23 protein-coding genes are annotated in these 16,959 nt (G+C 41.0%); 20 read left to right on the forward strand and 3 right to left on the reverse strand.

Annotated elements, in window-relative coordinates:
* The 18 genes from AAC155_RS22975 to AAC155_RS23060 form a co-directional block, all read left to right on the forward strand.
* Positions 1-320, forward strand: a 320-nt coding sequence (locus AAC155_RS22975) for a terminase small subunit (protein ID WP_223121504.1), incomplete at its 5' end; no start/stop codon positions are given.
* A 2-nt stretch (positions 321-322) separates the two neighbouring features.
* Positions 323-1,804 carry a terminase gene (locus AAC155_RS22980; protein WP_113044274.1) on the forward strand — a complete coding sequence of 494 codons (1,482 nt, stop codon included), beginning with the start codon at positions 323-325 and terminating at the stop codon, positions 1,802-1,804.
* A 4-nt stretch (positions 1,805-1,808) separates the two neighbouring features.
* Positions 1,809-3,197, forward strand: coding sequence for a DUF4055 domain-containing protein (locus AAC155_RS22985; RefSeq protein WP_113044275.1), 1,389 nt, complete (start codon positions 1,809-1,811; stop codon positions 3,195-3,197).
* Positions 3,198-3,200: 3 nt separating this feature from the next.
* Complete coding sequence (locus AAC155_RS22990) at positions 3,201-4,325, forward strand: hypothetical protein (RefSeq protein WP_113044276.1); 1,125 nt, start codon at positions 3,201-3,203, stop codon at positions 4,323-4,325.
* Between the two features lie 93 nt (positions 4,326-4,418).
* A complete protein-coding gene (locus AAC155_RS22995; RefSeq protein ID WP_229015716.1) occupies positions 4,419-5,126 on the forward strand; it encodes a hypothetical protein in 708 nt (235 codons plus the stop codon).
* A gap of 9 nt (positions 5,127-5,135) precedes the next feature.
* The gene (locus AAC155_RS23000; protein ID WP_113044277.1) at positions 5,136-6,143 is read left to right on the forward strand and encodes a phage coat protein; all 1,008 of its coding nucleotides are present in this window, start codon (positions 5,136-5,138) and stop codon (positions 6,141-6,143) included.
* Positions 6,144-6,179: 36 nt separating this feature from the next.
* A complete protein-coding gene (locus AAC155_RS23005; RefSeq protein ID WP_113044278.1) occupies positions 6,180-6,662 on the forward strand; it encodes a DnaT-like ssDNA-binding protein in 483 nt (160 codons plus the stop codon).
* A 1-nt stretch (position 6,663) separates the two neighbouring features.
* On the forward strand, positions 6,664-7,014 hold the full coding sequence (locus AAC155_RS23010) for a hypothetical protein (RefSeq protein ID WP_113044279.1): 351 nt from the start codon (positions 6,664-6,666) through the stop codon (positions 7,012-7,014).
* 1 nt (position 7,015) lies between these two features.
* Complete coding sequence (locus AAC155_RS23015) at positions 7,016-7,603, forward strand: hypothetical protein (protein ID WP_113044280.1); 588 nt, start codon at positions 7,016-7,018, stop codon at positions 7,601-7,603.
* Positions 7,600-8,010, forward strand: a complete 411-nt coding sequence (locus tag AAC155_RS23020) for a phage tail terminator-like protein (RefSeq protein ID WP_113044281.1) — start codon at positions 7,600-7,602, stop codon at positions 8,008-8,010. Before AAC155_RS23015 ends, AAC155_RS23020 begins: the two co-directional genes overlap by 4 nt.
* 62 nt (positions 8,011-8,072) lie before the next feature.
* On the forward strand, positions 8,073-8,738 hold the full coding sequence (locus AAC155_RS23025) for a phage tail tube protein (RefSeq protein WP_113044282.1): 666 nt from the start codon (positions 8,073-8,075) through the stop codon (positions 8,736-8,738).
* An 88-nt stretch (positions 8,739-8,826) separates the two neighbouring features.
* Complete coding sequence (locus AAC155_RS23030) at positions 8,827-9,138, forward strand: phage tail assembly chaperone (protein ID WP_113044283.1); 312 nt, start codon at positions 8,827-8,829, stop codon at positions 9,136-9,138.
* A 53-nt stretch (positions 9,139-9,191) separates the two neighbouring features.
* Entirely contained in the window at positions 9,192-9,431 is a 240-nt protein-coding gene (locus AAC155_RS23035; RefSeq protein WP_113044284.1) for a DUF1799 domain-containing protein, read from the forward strand.
* 27 nt (positions 9,432-9,458) lie between these two features.
* Complete coding sequence (locus tag AAC155_RS23040; protein WP_113044285.1) at positions 9,459-9,710, forward strand: hypothetical protein; 252 nt, start codon at positions 9,459-9,461, stop codon at positions 9,708-9,710.
* 198 nt (positions 9,711-9,908) lie between these two features.
* A complete protein-coding gene (locus tag AAC155_RS23045) occupies positions 9,909-10,118 on the forward strand; it encodes a hypothetical protein (RefSeq protein ID WP_146748142.1) in 210 nt (69 codons plus the stop codon).
* Positions 10,084-10,566, forward strand: a complete 483-nt coding sequence (locus AAC155_RS23050; RefSeq protein WP_191214979.1) for a DUF2335 domain-containing protein — start codon at positions 10,084-10,086, stop codon at positions 10,564-10,566. Before AAC155_RS23045 ends, AAC155_RS23050 begins: the two co-directional genes overlap by 35 nt.
* A gap of 86 nt (positions 10,567-10,652) precedes the next feature.
* Positions 10,653-13,868 carry a phage tail tape measure protein gene (locus AAC155_RS23055; RefSeq protein WP_113044286.1) on the forward strand — a complete coding sequence of 1,072 codons (3,216 nt, stop codon included), beginning with the start codon at positions 10,653-10,655 and terminating at the stop codon, positions 13,866-13,868.
* A 30-nt stretch (positions 13,869-13,898) separates the two neighbouring features.
* The gene (locus AAC155_RS23060; RefSeq protein WP_158536627.1) at positions 13,899-14,075 is read left to right on the forward strand and encodes a hypothetical protein; all 177 of its coding nucleotides are present in this window, start codon (positions 13,899-13,901) and stop codon (positions 14,073-14,075) included.
* Between the two features lie 32 nt (positions 14,076-14,107).
* Here the strand turns inward: AAC155_RS23060 and AAC155_RS23065 are convergent, their stop codons facing one another.
* A complete protein-coding gene (locus tag AAC155_RS23065) occupies positions 14,108-14,329 on the reverse strand; it encodes a hypothetical protein (protein WP_113044287.1) in 222 nt (73 codons plus the stop codon).
* Positions 14,330-14,548: 219 nt separating this feature from the next.
* Here AAC155_RS23065 and AAC155_RS23070 point away from each other — a divergent pair, with 219 nt between their 5' ends.
* The gene (locus tag AAC155_RS23070) at positions 14,549-14,995 is read left to right on the forward strand and encodes a hypothetical protein (protein WP_113044288.1); all 447 of its coding nucleotides are present in this window, start codon (positions 14,549-14,551) and stop codon (positions 14,993-14,995) included.
* 339 nt (positions 14,996-15,334) lie between these two features.
* Positions 15,335-15,895 (forward strand): zinc ribbon domain-containing protein, encoded by a 561-nt coding sequence (locus tag AAC155_RS23075; RefSeq protein WP_229015714.1) that lies wholly within the window; start codon positions 15,335-15,337, stop codon positions 15,893-15,895.
* A 190-nt stretch (positions 15,896-16,085) separates the two neighbouring features.
* Here AAC155_RS23075 and AAC155_RS23080 read toward each other — a convergent pair whose 3' ends face one another.
* The gene (locus AAC155_RS23080; RefSeq protein ID WP_113044289.1) at positions 16,086-16,451 is read right to left on the reverse strand and encodes a helix-turn-helix domain-containing protein; all 366 of its coding nucleotides are present in this window, start codon (positions 16,449-16,451) and stop codon (positions 16,086-16,088) included.
* A gap of 3 nt (positions 16,452-16,454) precedes the next feature.
* The gene (locus AAC155_RS23085) at positions 16,455-16,757 is read right to left on the reverse strand and encodes a type II toxin-antitoxin system HigB family toxin (RefSeq protein ID WP_113044290.1); all 303 of its coding nucleotides are present in this window, start codon (positions 16,755-16,757) and stop codon (positions 16,455-16,457) included.
* Between the last annotated feature and the right edge of the window lie 202 nt (positions 16,758-16,959).

The raw sequence follows: 16,959 nt of genomic DNA on the forward strand, positions 1-16,959 counted from the left end.
TGCTTAAACGCTTAGTCGAAATCGACAGAATGGACGTACTAGACATCATTGATGACGACGGAAGGTTAAAAGCAGTAAGCGAATGGCCGGTAGTTTGGCGTACAACATTATCAGGCTTCGATATTTCAACGACGATTTATGACCGCGATGAAAGCACAGAAGAAACGATTCTCAAGAAAATCAAGTGGCCGGATAAAGTTAAAAATCTTGAGTTGCTTGGTAAGCATGTTGGCGTGCAGGCATTCCGTGAGCAAATTAAAAATGAGCATGATGTTGTCGGAACGTTATCTAATCTGATGGATGAACTCTCTGAGGGATAAACATGAAGCCAGAACATTTAGCGTTATTACGCGATAAGCTCTGGCGGCTAAATCATCTCTACTGGATAACAAACAAGGAAGGGCGCTCAGTCAAATTCAAAATGACGCCAGAACAGCTTGAATACTTCGAGGGCATGCACACACGAAACATCATTCTTAAAGCCCGCCAGCTTGGTTTCACGACTGAGGTTTGTATTATCCAGTTGGATGCAGCACTGTTTGAGGCGGCTAAGTGTGCCTTGATTGCTCACACGTTAAATGATGCCAAGCGCCTATTCCGAGAGAAGATTAAATATGCCTACGGCAAATTGCCGGATGAAATCAAAGCTGCTAACCCTGCAAGTAATGATGCGGTGGGTGAACTGGTGTTTCAGAAAGGCGGATCACTGTATATCAGTACTTCTTTTCGTGGTGGCACGTTGCGCTATCTACATGTGTCTGAATTCGGGAAAATATGTGCTAAATATCCCGAAAAAGCCCGTGAGATTGTTACTGGAGCATTTGAGGCAGTATCAAGCGATTGTTTTACAACGATTGAAAGTACAGCGGAAGGACGAGCAGGCTATTTCTATGATTATTGCCAGTCGGCTGAAAAGGCACAAATTCAAAATAAGCCTCGCTCACAGTTAGATTGGAAGTTCTTTTTCTTTTCGTGGTGGAAAAATCCGCTTTACTCTATTGATCCGGTGGAACCACTACCACGACGATTGATTGATTACTTTGCTGAGTTGTCAGGTAAGCATGACATTCATCTAAATGAGCGTCAAAAAGCCTGGTACTACGCAAAAGAGAAAACGCTTGGCGATGACATGAAGCGTGAATATCCGTCAATATCCGCTGAGGCATTCCAACAGTCTATTGAAGGTGCGTATTACGCAAAACAATTTCGTTATCTGTACGGAAATAAACGCATTGGCATATTACCTGATAATTCTCATCTTCCTGTTCACACTTACTGGGATTTAGGGGTTGGCGACTCAACATCGATCTGGTTTGTTCGTGAAGTCGGCAATGAGTTCCATATTATCGATCACTATTCAAACTCTGGTGAAGGTCTTCGCCACTATATGAAAATATTGAAGGATAAAGGTTACAAATATGGGACTCATAATGCACCGCATGATATTGATAATAGAGAGTTTGCGGGTGATGGAAAAAGCCGGAAACAATTAGCTTATGAAGGCTATGAAATTGATGGTGAAATATATCGAATAAGTTTTAATGTTGTACCAAAACTTTCTGTAGATGAAGGTATTGAAGCGGTTCGTGAAATTCTTCCTTGTTGTATTTTTGATGAGTATAAATGTTCAGAAGGAATATCTCATTTAGAGGCATACAGAAAAGAGTGGGATGACAAGCGAGGATGCTGGAAAGATAAACCACTCCATGACTTCACATCACATGATGCTGATGCATTCAGATACTTTGGTGTATCAAAACGAAATATTAATCGAGTAGCTAAAAATATCCCTTTCAAATGGTAAACAAATGGCAGATTTAAATATTGACTATCACCACCCGGCATACAGCGAATTTCTTTCTGAATGGGAGATGATTGGAGATTGTGTTAACGGCGAAAGGGTGATTAAAAGTCGCGGCAAAAAATATTTACCGCATCCGGCAACTGATGAGAAATCTGATGATCGTGACGGAAAAAGGTATGACAAATATAAAACGCGGGCTGCTTTCATTAATGCAACAGGCAGAACGCTTAATGGATTGCTTGGTATTGCGTTCAACAAACCAGCAATCATCAGGGTATCTGGTCTTGATAACTTGGTTGAAATTGAAAAGGATGCAGACGGAGAGGGGCAGCCATTAACCCAATTGATTCGTGACGCGCTATCACAAAATTTGCAGCGTGGGCGAGCGGGTTTATTAACGGATTTCACTACTCAAGGTATGAAAACTGTAGAGAAGAGCGGAAGACCGATACTTCGTTTGTTTACGGCAAAACAGATAATTAATTGGCGCGTAACTGGAGGTAAAACAAGGCTGGTGGTTCTTAAGTGGCAGGAGCCATTACAGACAGATGGTTTTGAGCTAGTGATGTTTAATTGTTGGTTAGAGCTACGTATTATTAACAATATTGCGTACTCTCGTATATGGTCTGATGAGTCAGGTGACATTTTAGTCGGTGATTTTGTTGCGCTGACAGATAGTAACGGGCTAACAATGAGTGAGCTACCCTGGTCATGGATTGGTTCAGTTAACAATGATCATACGCCTGATCCTCCCCCGTTGGCAGATATCGCATATGTAAATATTAAGCACTATCAGATTGAGGCTGATTTAGCTGAATCTGCCCACCTTGTTGGGCAGCCCATGATCGCATTAACAGGATTAACTCAGCAATGGATTGATGACAATTTACCCGATGGATTTGTTGTCGGCTCACGGAAAGGCGTCAGTCTTCCTGTTGGCGGTGATATGAAGTTTGCTCAGCCAGAAGAGCGTGGGATACAAATGCTACTAGCTGAACGCCGTGAAAGACAGATGGCAATGCTTGGAGCCAAATTGATTGAACGCGGTACCTCAGCAAGAACAGCAACGCAAGCAAGTGATGAAGCACAGACTGATAATAGTGTGCTGTCATTGTGTGCTGGTAATGTAGAGCAGGCATTCAATAGAGCATTTGGGTTTGCAATTGCGTTCACGGGACACGGAGAGGCGCATATTGAGATCAATAAGACATACGAGATATCAGCTATTGATTCATCTACTGTTACAGCTCTCTTAAGTGCTGTTCAATCTAACAATATGCCGCTAAGTGACTTTATTTCATATCTGCAAAGCGTTGGTGCTATTAGTGATAAGAAAACAGTGGAACAAATAGAGCAGGATTTGAGAGATTCAGCGCCAAACCTTTTGGAGTAATCCGTGAAGAAGACTGTTAACGACAGGTTGCGTAATGAAGCAATAGCAAGAAAGTTATTTTCTTGCCGGTATTCTAATCACGTTGCTCGCAGAATGGTTAAAAAACTCAATGAGTTTGACACTGAACTAGTTACTAAGCTGGTAATGGCTCTTGATGATAGTAACTTAAGTGCTGAATCATTCACAGTAAAACGATTTGAATCATTGCTTAGTAGTGTCAGAGAAATAAATAAACAATCAGTGACAGTGGCATTTACTGATTTAGCTGATGAGTTATTGATATTAGCTAAATATGAAGCGGGTTATTATCCATCACTTTTCGAATCATTATTGCCTGATGTTGTTCTGCGACATTATCCGCTAATGGGGATTACCCAGGACATGATTTATGCCGCTATGACGGGAAGGCCGTTTCAGGGCAAGTTGCTGTCTGAGTGGGCGTCAGGTCTTGAGCATGATCGGATGATTCGTATCAATAATGCCGTCAGAAATGGTTATCTTAACGGGGATAGTGCTTATGAAATCGGTAAAAAAATTAGAGGTCATGCAACACTAAATTATAGTGACGGCGCATTGCAAATGAGCAGAGCAAACGCAACCAGCATTGCAAAAACAGCAGTCAGTCACTTGCAGTTAATTGCACGTGATGAGTTTGCGCATGCAAATCGTGACTTGATTGATTGCAAGCAGTGGTTGTCAACGCTTGATAACAAAACGTCAACAATGTGTATTATTCGTGATCACAAGAAATACACGCTTAGCGGTAAACCCATAGGCCACAAAATCCCTTATCTGCAAGGTCCCGGCAGGATACATTTCTGTTGTCGTTCCACTGAAAATCTTGTGACTAAGTCATGGAAAGAGTTGGGTATTAATGCTAACGAAATGACTGTAGGGACTCGTGCATCGATGGACGGTCAGGTTCCGGCCGATATTTCTTATCTGGAGTGGCTTAAGAGCCAATCACTTAAACGGCAAATTGAAATACTCGGTGAAACAAGAGCCAGGCTTATGCGCGATGGTGGCATGGACCCATCAACATTTTTTACAGACAAGGGTGAATTTATCACTTTGAATAAGCTTAAAGAATTGGATGAAAAGGCATTTGAAGATGCTGGATATGAATGATTTTGGTATTTCTTTTAATTCAAATCACGACCTGCTACGGCAGGTTTTTTATTACTTGCAATCTGAGATTGCTGCATCAAACCAGAGGTAATGATGTTTAAGTTTAAGCTAACTAAAGAAGAGTTTGACGTATTAGATGATTCACAAAAGGCATCCTACAAAGAAGCAGGTGGTGTATATCAGCTTCAAATTGAAGGAATGCCAGATATTCCCGATGTGTCTGGGCTTGAGAAAAAAGTTAATGAGCTTCTTAGTGAAAAAAAAGCGGAGCAAGAGAAGCGCCGTGTAGCAGAAGAGGCCGCAAAAAAAGCAGCAGAAGAACAAGCACGTAAGAATGGCGATATTGAAGCATTGGAAAAAAGCTGGTCTGAAAAGCTGTCTGCTCGTGAAAAAGAGTTGTTATCTCAGATTGATGAGAAAGATAGCAGCTTGCGTACTCTATTAGTGGATAACGTTGCTCAGTCTCTTGCAACAAGGTTGGCTGGTGATAGTGCAGCAATTATTGTTCCTCATATTAAAGCACGTCTCACTGTTGAAGATGGTAAAACGCGCGTTCTTGATGCTGAAAGCAAACCATCGGCGGCCACGCTGGAAGATTTAGAAAAAGAATTTCGCAATAACAAATTATTTGCTCCGATAGTAATTGGTAGCAAGGCGACTGGAACCGGGGGTGAAAATCGCCATGTCGTTGCTAGTGGTGGCGGCAAAAAATGGAGTGATTATACGGAAGCTGAACGCATCCGTTTATTCGATGAAAATCCTGAGGAATTTAAACGCCTCGCAGAAACTCAAAATAAATAGGAAATTAACATGGGAAGTGCTTCAACCCGTTTATCAGATATTTTTCGTGGTGATTACTACCAAACTATCGCCCCTCAAAACAGCCCTGAGAAAACAGCGGTCTATGAATCAGGAATTATTACCAACCTGCAACAGCTAAATGATATTGCCTCCGGTAGTCAAGGAACTGCGACTATTAGCTATTGGAATGATTTGGATGCCGATGAATCACCTAATGCATCTACTGATGATCCGGATCAAATCGGCAAAGTTGGTAAAGCTACTCAATCAAGCATGAAGACCAGGGTCTTATATTTAAACAAAGGCTATGGCGTGTCTGACTTAACATCTGAGTTGGCAAATACTGATCCGATGTCACATATCAGAAATCGCTTCGGCACTTACTGGACTCGTCAGTGGCAGCGTTATTTAATCAGTGCAGCCCGAGGAGTAATTGCATCAAATATTACCAACAATGGTGGCGATATGGTTATTCAAGGGGATGAAGTAATTTCCGCTGATAACCTTATTGATGCGGCATTCACAGCCGGTGATGCTGCTGATGCATTCAACGCAATAGGTGTACATTCTATTGTAATGAAACAGATGGCAAAGAAAGATTTGATAGAAACAATCCGTGATTCTGTTGGCCGTATTATCCTGCAAACATATTTGGGTAAACCAATATTTATGGATGACAGTTTGCGTTATGAGGATGGGCGTTATTTGACAGTATTCTTTGGGGCTGGAGCATTTGGGTACGGAAATGGTCAACCACATATGCCCGTTGAACTAGATCGCAAAGCGTCCGGTGGTAACGGTGGAGGTGCCGAGGTTCTATGGGAAAGAAAAACTTACATCTTGCAACCGGCTGGTTTTAGCTGGGGAGGGGAGGAAGATCCAAACAAAACACCTTCAATCGCTGATTTCGCGAACGGCACAAACTGGACGCGCGTATTTGACAGGAAAAATATTCCTTTTGCGGCAGTTATTAGCGGTAAAGCTAAAACCTCAAGTAAGGTAGAAACCAAGCAATAATAGCGGGGCTTCGGCCCCTTTTCTTTTGAGGTCGCAATGATTGATTCGAACCCAAGTTCTCTAGGTTTTAATAGTTATGCTGGAATAGGCGACTTGAGGGATTATGCTGATAGTCGTGGCATTGAGATACCAGATAATAATAAGTCTTTAGAACAAATGCTTACTAATGCTATGGACTACCTTAACAACCAGAAATGGAAAGGACAGAGAACAAAAATAGAGCAAAAGTTACCATTTCCGCGTAAGGGCTTAGTAGTTGATGGATATGAGATTTCATCTGACGAAATACCAAGACAATTGATTCATGCTCAATGTAGGCTGGCAATAGAAGCACTCGATAACGAGCTTAGTCCCACTATTGGTGGTGAAGTATTATCTGAGTCCGTGTCAGGCGTAGTTTCTATCACTTATGCGCCGGGTACGAATTCTGGTTCACCTAAGTTTCCGTGGATAAAAGGTTTGCTTTCTGGGATCTTGTCCACGTCTGACGGCATGCAATTCGACGTATATCGGGGGTGACATGGCTAAGTTCTACCCACAAATGCGCAAAACAGCCGATAAGCTTATTAAAAAATACGGCATGGAATTCGATCTCTTACGTAAAGGTAAGATTAAGGTAGTCAATGGCATTGAGTATTATGATCCGAATAGTTCGTTTAAAGCCACCGGTGTTAAGACTGATTACCGGGCAGATGAAATTGACGGCCAATTAATTCTGGCTGGAGATATCCGCATTGTATTTACGGGTGAAACAGAAATTAAAGTGGGTGATGTTGTCACGGTCGATAATGATAAATATCGCGTTATAAGTAATAATCCATCAAAGCCCGCTGAAACGCTTATTTGTTATCGTGCACAATTGAGAAAATAATATGTCTGATTCTAATCAATTTATGCAAGCGATTAATGCGTTCGTTGATAAATATCAGCGTAATGCTGAGGCTGTCGTTAAAGTTGCAAGTATGAGGATTCTTGCAAAGCTTGTAGATATATCGCCGGTCGGCAACCCTGAGTTGTGGAAAGTAAACAAAACGGCGAGAGATTACAATGATGCTGTATTTGAGCATAACGAAATGCTCAGGTTAGATCCTGATAATCTTACGCCAAAAAGAAAATGGCTTAAAAAGCGGGCTCGCGTCAATGATAGTATGGATTACTACAAGCCACCCGGTTATACCGGTGGCGCATTTCGTGGTAACTGGCAAGTGTCGTTTAATGAACCTGCGGAAGGGGAAACCCATCGTATTGATAAAAAGGGCAATATGACAAAAGCCGTTGGTAATTTGATGATTGATCAGTTTCATGTTGGTATGAAGTCTATTTACTTCACGAATAATCGCCCTTATGCATATAAGCTTGAATTTGGACATTCGTCACAAGCCCCAAACGGAATGATCAGGATAACAGCGGAGGAGGCTGCAAGCATGTTCAGAGAGTCAGCGGCTGAGGTGAATAAGTGAGTACATCGAAGATAATCCGATTAATTAAAGCCTATATTGGTGATTGGGCTGCTAAATATAATTTTCCGGTTGAGTATTCGAATATTGAATTCACAAGTACCGATAAAACGTATTTACAGTGCCATATTATGCCCGCTGTGACTGATAATATTGGTCTTGCATTGGATATGCAGATATATCGCGGGATTGTGCAAGTTAATGTTGTCACAAAATCCGGTAATGGTGAAGTTGAAGCGCTATTCATGTCTGAACAGTTATGTAATTTGTTAAAAAATGGACATGAAATCGTCGATGGTGATTTCAAAGTTTATTTCAATGGCGAGCCGACTGTTCACCCCTGTATTCAAGATCATGTTAATTACATAACACCGGTCAGCGTGCCATATCGCGCTGATGTTAATCGATAAGTATCCCAATCAACATAGCCGCTCTACGCGGTATTTTTTTATGCTTAACACGAGGTGGAAGCATGGCATTTAATATTCCAAATGGCTCGAAAGTTTATATTTCAAATAAACTAGGTGAAGCTGCAAATATTACGGCGGCAACTAATGATAAAGAAGTTGTTCTGACAGTAGATAATTTAAACGATATTAAGGCCGGTGATATCGTACAAATTGATTCCGGTTGGTCAAAAATGAAGGGGGCGTTCCGCGTTAAAGTGGCGTCGGGAACATCGGTTACGCTTGAAGGGATGGACACAACGGATAAAGACAATTTTCCGGCTGGTGGCGCTGTTGGAACAATTCGAAAAGTCATTGCATTTACACGAATCGAACAAGTTTTAACGGTGAGCATCGAAGGCGGTGATCAACAATCGACAACTGTTCAGTTCCTCGAAGATGACCAGGCGCAAAACGTGGATACGTTTAAAAATGCGGTGGTGATGACGTTCAATTTTGCGTATGACCCAACATTACCCGCCCATAGCCTGCTTATTGGGATGGATGAAAGTAAGGAACTGGTGACGGTCTATTTCTTCAACAAAAAAGCCGGTCATGATCGTTATTTTAATGCAACTGTTTCATATCAAGAAATTCCGAAGACTGCTATCAACGAAGTTGAAAATATTGATGTTAAATTCTCGCTGCGCTCTAAGCAAATGATTTATGTGCGTGGTTCAGCAAAAAAGTAACTACGGTATCTGAAGAATCTTCTGATACCGATGAAACAGTAACAAAGAAAAATTCAGATACCGACATTTAACGAAATACAGGTGAACAATGAGTCAGATTACATTAAATCCAAATCCAATATTTAAAGAAGTAGTGAAAATAACAATTCCAGGGGGCGGTGAAGGTGAATTAATTTTTGAATTCAAACATTATCCGTTGAGTAAGCTGGCTGAAATGGAAAAACAGGATGGCATGACGAACGATAAATTCATTATGTCTATTGCGAATGGATGGGGATTTAAAGAGCACGAATTTAATCAAGAAAATCTGGATACATTGCTTGATAATTATCCACACGCATACGAAGCAATAATTACCACGTATTACAAATCTCTTGGTTTATTTAGAGAAAAAAACTAATTGCAGTTGCGCGAGCATTATATATAAAACCCCCTTCTGAATTTGAATTGGAAATGCTCGGTGATATTGCTGAGGATGTTGAAGTCTGGCCTGATGTGTGGGATTCATTCCTGACATTTCAAGCATTATCTACACAGTGGCGGGTGGGTGCCGCTGGCGCAACAGGGCTTGATTACAATGTCTTACATTCAGTCATGGATTTAATCTGCGTAAATGACCGCGCAACTGTATTTAACGATATTAGAGTGATGGAGCGTGAAGCTCTAATAATCATGCATTCAAACAACACCTAACGCCCTGGCATCAGCCGGGGTTTTTATGTGCTTCACACGCACGAATCAAAAGTTGGTCAAGAGATTGATATTGAAGCGTATAATTTTAAATGGGAGATTTCTCCTCTTTTAGTTAACGTAGAAAATCTTAAGCCTGAAGCGTTAATGCTGGTGGAAGAACAATTGAAAGCCGTAACAATGCTTGCTAACAGTTGCGCTGACTATAAAGATTTTGAGTCTCGGTGTATGTCAGCATTCGGAGTAAAAGGGCAGTTAAAATTGATTTATCCAGCCGCATAGCCCACAAGAGCATCTGAGGGCGCTCAAGGTAAGTATCTAGTGCCCTAGTTTGCTTAGGATTTTATATTTATGGTGTAGTAAATCTCATAACTTAGTGTTGATCTGCCATCACAACGATGTACACTAATTAGTAACAAGTTGATGTACGCTAACTAGTAACAAGTTATTGTTACAAAAAATGGTAATAGGGGTGAAAACGTGTCACTTACAATACGTCGGTACTTGAAAGCGGCTGGTAGCATCATGGATATTATGCCATCGACTAATTATATGAAACTTGTATCATCTGAGAGTGATTTAGAGCAAATTCGTAATGATATGGCGGCAATATCACAAGATGTTGCTAAAGTTTTGAGCGCTCAAGGTTATAAAGATGTCAAACCAGGAAAATACAAACATAGTCGATAGTAATGATTCTGAATCCGTAGAAATAGCTGAACGGATAGAGCACCAGTTGATCGAGCAACCAGAGTTAATAGATATGTTGCTCGATAGCCCAAAAATCATGGCTGTTGTTCAGCACAAAGTTTCTCATTTCCAGGGCCCGTTACCTCCCCCAAGCATGTTTCGTGAGTATGAAAATATCCTTCCCGGTACTGCGGAACGGCTGTTGTCATTGTCAGAAAAAGAACAGGCATTCAGGCACGACACCAAAAGCAAAGCCATCCAAGGGGTGATAAATAAAGACAAAAGAGGACAGTGGATGGGATTTACTATCTCCGTTATGATCCTCGTCATAGCTACAATATTTGCAGCACTTGGGAACACCTGGTTCGCTGGAACACTTATTACTCTAGATCTTGTTGGTTTGGCGGCCGTCTTTGTTGCTGGCCGGGCATTTAAATCTGATAGTTAAATTAACCCGTCAAGTCGCTTTCTGTTTCTAATACATAATCAACCTATGCCAGCCTAGTGCTGGTTTTTTTTGTTTTTGAGGTCAGCATGTCTGATATAGCAACTATTTCTTTGAGACTCGACACCGCTGATTTAGAACGCGGAAATCAGGAACTAAACAAATTTCAATCTGTTGCTGAAAAAGCAAGTAAGGCATCAACTGGCCTGAATGATAATTTTAAAGTTGGTGCTGAAATCCGCGAAAAGCATATAAAGAGCCTCAGGGATGAGTCAGACGGCGTATCTAAAGAAGCTGAATCATTTCAAAAGCTCATTAATAAAATTAGCCCGGCAACAGCGGCTCTTAACAAATTAGATGAGACTCAACGGCGTCTTAATCGACTGTGGAGGGATGGGAGTGTCCCGGATGATGATTATAAAAATTACCAAGAAATATTAGCATCGACAGAAGTCAGGCTTGGTCGATTTGCTCAGGCTGAAACAGAAGCGGGTAAAGCAGCCCTGATTAATGCAGATAAGTTAAGCAGAGCCCGCAATGATTTTGCTAAGAAACTCCATGAGCAAGTTTTTTTATACGGTGCTTCAAAATCACAGATGCTGGAGTATAAAGCCGCTCAACTTGGTGTATCAAAGGAAATGACCCCTCTGATAACTCAAATTAAACGTCAGGAAGAAGCGGAAAGAAGAGCGACAGAACAAAAGAAAGCCGCAGAAATAGCTTCAAGGGGATTAAAGAGAGCACTAGCAGAACAAGCACAAGAGGAGCGGGCTGCAACAACGGCGGCAGAAAGAGCGCACAGAGAAAGGCAGGCATTTCTTGCAAAGTTAAGAGACGAAGTTGCAACGCAAAACATGAGCCGTCAGGAGCTATTAAAGTATCGCGCCGCTCAACTGAATGTTAGCTCTGCTGCTGATATCTATATTAAAAAGCTATCAAAGGCGGGTAATGCAACGCATGATTTTAGTTTGAAAACTTCAGCGGCAAGAAAAGAGCTTGGTGTGATGGTTGGTGAGCTTGCACGCGGGAATTTTGGTGCATTGCGTGGCTCAGGTATTACGCTTGCTAACCGGTCTGGGCTGATTGATCAGTTGTTCAGCTTGAGAGGGTTAGCTATTGCAGGGCCAATTGGGGCGGCGTCTGTTGCATTGTATGGTTTATATAAAGCATATGATGTTGCTGAAAAAGAAAGCAGTGCATTCAATAAAGCCGTGATCTTAACTGGTAGCTACTCTGGAGTGACGGCTAGGCAACTCGCTAGCATGGCGAGTGAAGTTGGTAAAAGTAACAGTACTGTTGGAGAAGCATCGGAAGTTCTGAGTAAGCTAGCTGGTGCCGGTGTTAGCTCATCAGTGAATTTAAAAGCCGCAACTCAGTCAATAATAGAGTTCAGCCGCTATTCCGGTCAGTCAATTAATGATTTAGTTAAGCAGTTTTCACAACTTTCTGATGATCCTGCTGGGGGTTCACTTGCTTTAACCAAGAATATGCATTACTTGACTGCTGCACAATATCAGCATATTGCTGCATTGCAAAAGGAGGGCGATAAGGTTAGTGCAGTGGCGGCAGCTACAGATGCTTTAAATGGAGCAATAAAGCGTAGAGCTGATGAAATCCGCACCAATATGGGAACCTTACCAAAGTTTTTTGATGAAATAGAGCGTTCGGCATCAAAAATGTGGGATGGAATAATGGGCCTTGGAAGAGACCCATCTGATGCAGAAAAAAGAGCAGAATTAGCATTAAAAATTAGGTCAGCGGAAAACGACCCGCGCCGTTACAATGGTAAGGGTAAAGGGCTATCTTATATAAGTAATGATACTTTAGCACAATGGAAGAAAGAGTTAGCTGCAATTGATGAGCAAGCAAAGAAAAAACAAAATATTGCAAAACTTGATCAAGATGCAATTGATGCTCAATTAACATTAACAAAATTAACTGAAGCTGGTGTAACAGCAGCCGAAAAGAGAGTTAAAGCCACTAAAGATCTTAATGAGGCTATTAAAGACAATGCTAAAGCCGCCGCTGAGGGTAGGGCTAAATTATTTTCTAAGGAGGAAATAGATAAAGCGAGGGCTGGCATTGAAAGCTTATATAAAGACCCAGCAACGCCAAAAGTTAAATCTTATAGACCGGATGCAGGTGTTAGAACTGAGGACGCTGCAAATAGGCAGCTTTTAACTCTTCAAGCCCAATACAAAGTATTGCAAGATCACAAGTCGATTAATGACGTAATTAGTTCTCAACGTAGGCAGCTTTGGGAAGAGCAAGCCAAGTTTTCTGTTATTGAAGATGCGGCAAATAAGAGAAAACTCACTAATGATGAAAAGTCACTTCTTTTAAGTAAAGACGCTATTCTTGCCGAAAAAGAAAAGCTGGCAAATATAGGCGATCAAATTGAGAAGCAGAAACAACTCAATTCGATGAGAGATACAGCCGCTAAATTCATTGATCAACAAGAAGCGGCTACTAATTCAATATTGAGTAGTGCGGGCGTTAGCGACAGAGAAGGACAAAGAAATAGAGAGAGAGAACAGCTTAAGCTATCTTCTAAGAACCCTGATTTCGATAAAATGCAAGCCGCACAGGATGATCGCTACAAAAAAGAGGATGAACTTCGCGGTAATTGGGAACTGGGCTTTAAAAAAGGATTTGCTGAATATCAAGATGCTGCAACTAACGTCTACGGTAATGTTGCCAATATCGCTCAAAATGCTTTCACTGGAATGGGAAATTCATTTAGTGATTTCCTGACAACAGGCAAAGCCAATTTCAAGGATTTTGCAACATCTATACTCAAGCAGATAACCCAGATGATCACTCAAATGCTCGTGTTTAAGGCGATAGAGGCTGGGGCTAGTGCTTTTGGTTTTTCTCTTCCAGGAATGGCATCGGGTGGCTATACAGGACAAGGTGGAAAGTTTGAGCCGAGAGGTATAGTTCACGGCGGCGAGTTTGTATTTACGAAAGAAGCCACCAGCCGAATCGGGGTTGGCAATCTGTACTCTATGATGCACAGTGCGCAGGGATATGCTAACGGTGGTTATGTTGGCAGCGCTCAAGCACCGATCAGTCAAGCATTGCAGCCTGCGCCTCGGTATGGGTTAGTTCCTACGGCTGGTGGTGTAACAGTCCAAACTAATGTTTATATTGATGGAGGTTCTCAGCAAAAAGGCTCTGATGCAGCGTCTATTGATATGTCCGGTATTACAAAGCAAATTAACGGCGCGATAGACAAAGCAATCACTGTACAGCTAACAAAAACCGGCTCTCCGTTGTGGAATGCCACATACGGTAGGCGTTAACTAAGTCATTTTTATATTATGAGGTAAATAATGGAAAAGCGTATTGAAGAGTTAGAGAAAAAGGTTGGCGATCTGGAAAAGCAGCTTGCAGAAACTATACAAGCTACTTTTTATTACAAGGATCTACATCAAAAAGCGATAAACGACATGAGACTTTGCGCCGGTAGTTCAAGCCGGAAAGTGGCTGCAAACGTAAAATACGTATAAACAGCGACGTGTCATGATATCTGGGGTATCATTTACTTGGTTTTGTCCCCGACAGGGAAGAACTCTTGTATCCACTTCACTTCTTCGTCTAAGCCTATTTCTTTTGCCTCTTTAATGATGGAGTCTCGATATTCTCCATGGAGTTTACTTATCATTAAGCCGTAGAGGATCTTCAATTTAGCTATTTCGTTTGCTGCATCAGTTAGGTTTTTGAGCCCGACTTCAAGCTGAAGATCTACTGGTTTTATAGGCATACCTTTTCCTTTATTCAGAGGTAATCAGCCATCCCTCTGTTGTGGTTAAGATTTGGCTGAATACTTAACTTAACTTAGCTTAATGAATATTTATTGGAACCCTGACATCTGATCAGACTGACGATAAACCAAGTTCATACGGACGTGATTTTGCATTGATTTGCAACCGATAGCGGTTAAACTCTCATCACTTAAATGAAATGCGAAACGAGGTGTGTGATGAAAAGATTAGCTGTTTTATTGATGGGATCGGTTTTGCTGTCTGGGTGTGCCAATAACGTCCCTTTGGAGAAACAAACTCAATCAGGAAAACCGGAAGGCATGTACACCAACACAACGAAAGAAGCTGTTAGGGATTCATTGGTGGCATACTGTAACGAAAAAGGATTTACGGTTGTTGAGTCGTCAACATCTTCTGTACTTTGTTCTAAAGAAACAGAAGGCGGTAGTGCTATCTTAACTCAGCTAATGATTGGTAATAGTTACTCTACAACTCCAGTAGGTAAAATAAGGTTTACTATTGGCAATACAGGTGATTCAATTAAAGTTTGGGCTGATATGTGGGTTGAGACACAAATGGCGATGGGGCAAGTAAGACAAATGCCAATAACTGATAATGGATCGAGAAATGCAGTACAGGAGAGATTGGATTCTCTAAGGCCATAATAACCACAGGGCGAGAGAATGAAGGCTATATTTTGAATAAGTCACTTAAATGAAGCATTATTCAATACTTGAATAGCTTTTGGTTGGGTGTTTTTTATTCGCATTTGGATTTTGTTATGTGCAATTTAAGTTCAAAAAACGTTCACAGCCTCGCCCTGATAATAACCATTACTGATAATATAAATAACATTAATAATGGGGATGGTATGTGTAACTGAAAAATGGCATTTCTCAATATTTTAGATTAATTTATAGATGGGAAAATTCAAGGATAGTCTGTTAAACTTGGGTACCTATGTTATCTGTCTGCTTTATATATTTCTAAAATGAGGGGTAATAATGAAAGGGTTGGGTTGTTTCTTGCTGGCTATCGGTTTTGTTTGGATTTTTATTGCTTTTAATATGGATGTGAGTGTTGCAACAGAACACGGTGACAGAGTTAATAATATCGGGTTGATTGCTTCAAGGCAGAATCACATCTGGCTAGGAATCTTTATTTCATTCTGTGGGTTAATGATGATGATATTTGGTGGCAAGAGACAACGGATGGAAGGTGATGTAAAGTGCCCTTATTGCGCCGAATTCATCAAGTCTGGCGCCATCAAGTGCAAACATTGCGGTAGTGATGTTCAGGCGAAAATGCAAGCGGAAGAAAAAAATAGTTTCAGACCAATAGATATGCCTATTGAAAGTTTCTTTATTAGGAGAAAAGTTGGATTTGATGTCAATGAAGATAATATTAAATCGATGGTAGAAAAAATAAAAATTGCCAATCCAAATGTTGATAACTCGCTGATTATTAATAGATACAGAAATGATATCAGATTAATCATGGCTAAGCTCCCACCTCAAACTAGAGATGAATTTTATGAAAAATACAAATATTGGATTGGTGAATAATAATTAAATGCATTTGTCTTGCGGTTATCGATAAAGGATGTATCTGTCAGTACATCCTTGGCTTGAGAGAGTTAGATTGGACAATTAGAAATTCTCAGACTGTGCAATACTCGCCAGTTATCCAGATAAAGGCGCTTTTAGTAAAACCCCACCATCGTAGCGGGGTTGCTTTTTACCTATCACAAGCAGTTTAAGAAGCGGGTTTGATTAAGCTTTCTGCTGGTATCCCGAACATTTTATGTAAGTTCCATACCATCGGTAGCGTGAGGCTACGTTTGCGATTAAGTATTTCGTATACACGATTGACTTTACCGATGGCGGGTACCAGGTCTTTTGCTGTTAACCCAGATTGCTCCATTCTGAATTTTATGGCCTCAATAGGGTCAGGTGGATCAATCGGGAAATGCTCAGTCTCATAGGCTTCAATCAGCAAGACCATGACTTCCATGTAGTCAAATTCGGGAGAACCGATTTCAGGCTGATTATCAAACATTGGTGAGATAGCTTTTAATGCTTCTTGATAGTCTTGTTCGGTGCGAATGGGCTTAATATTCATAGCTTACTCCGGCTCAATTGTATTGGCATCTATAGCATCGTATTGTTTATGTGTGCCGATGAATTTTACGTACACCCAGCCAATCGGGTAAAAAATAGAAACTATTAGACGATAACTATTTCCTTTAATATTAAATACCACGCGATTGTTTTTCAGGATACTCGCATTGCGGTACTGAGCTTTAATTTCAGCAGGGGTTTTCCACGCCGCTTTCTTAGCCTCGTCAACCCATGCCTTTAACTGTTGTTCAGCATCGGGATAGATTTCCCAGAACTGCTTTAATGTACTGACTGAGATAATTTTCATAAAGTCATGGTAGTCCCATTTTGGGACTGATGCAAGTATTTTGTTCACTACCGCACAGGCAGCTTAAAAGGTTACAACCCCCAAGTCAGGGATGGCACAATGTATGATTTAGGCAGAGGATTAAAAAAACTATGTCAAAGATAGGTAAAACCGAATTGACGATTCTCAATATAAGAACGAATATTAGTTATATGGCACTATT

The organism is Photorhabdus sp. HUG-39 (assembly GCF_963878365.1).
GTDB classification, from domain to species: Bacteria; Pseudomonadota; Gammaproteobacteria; order Enterobacterales; family Enterobacteriaceae; genus Photorhabdus; species Photorhabdus kayaii.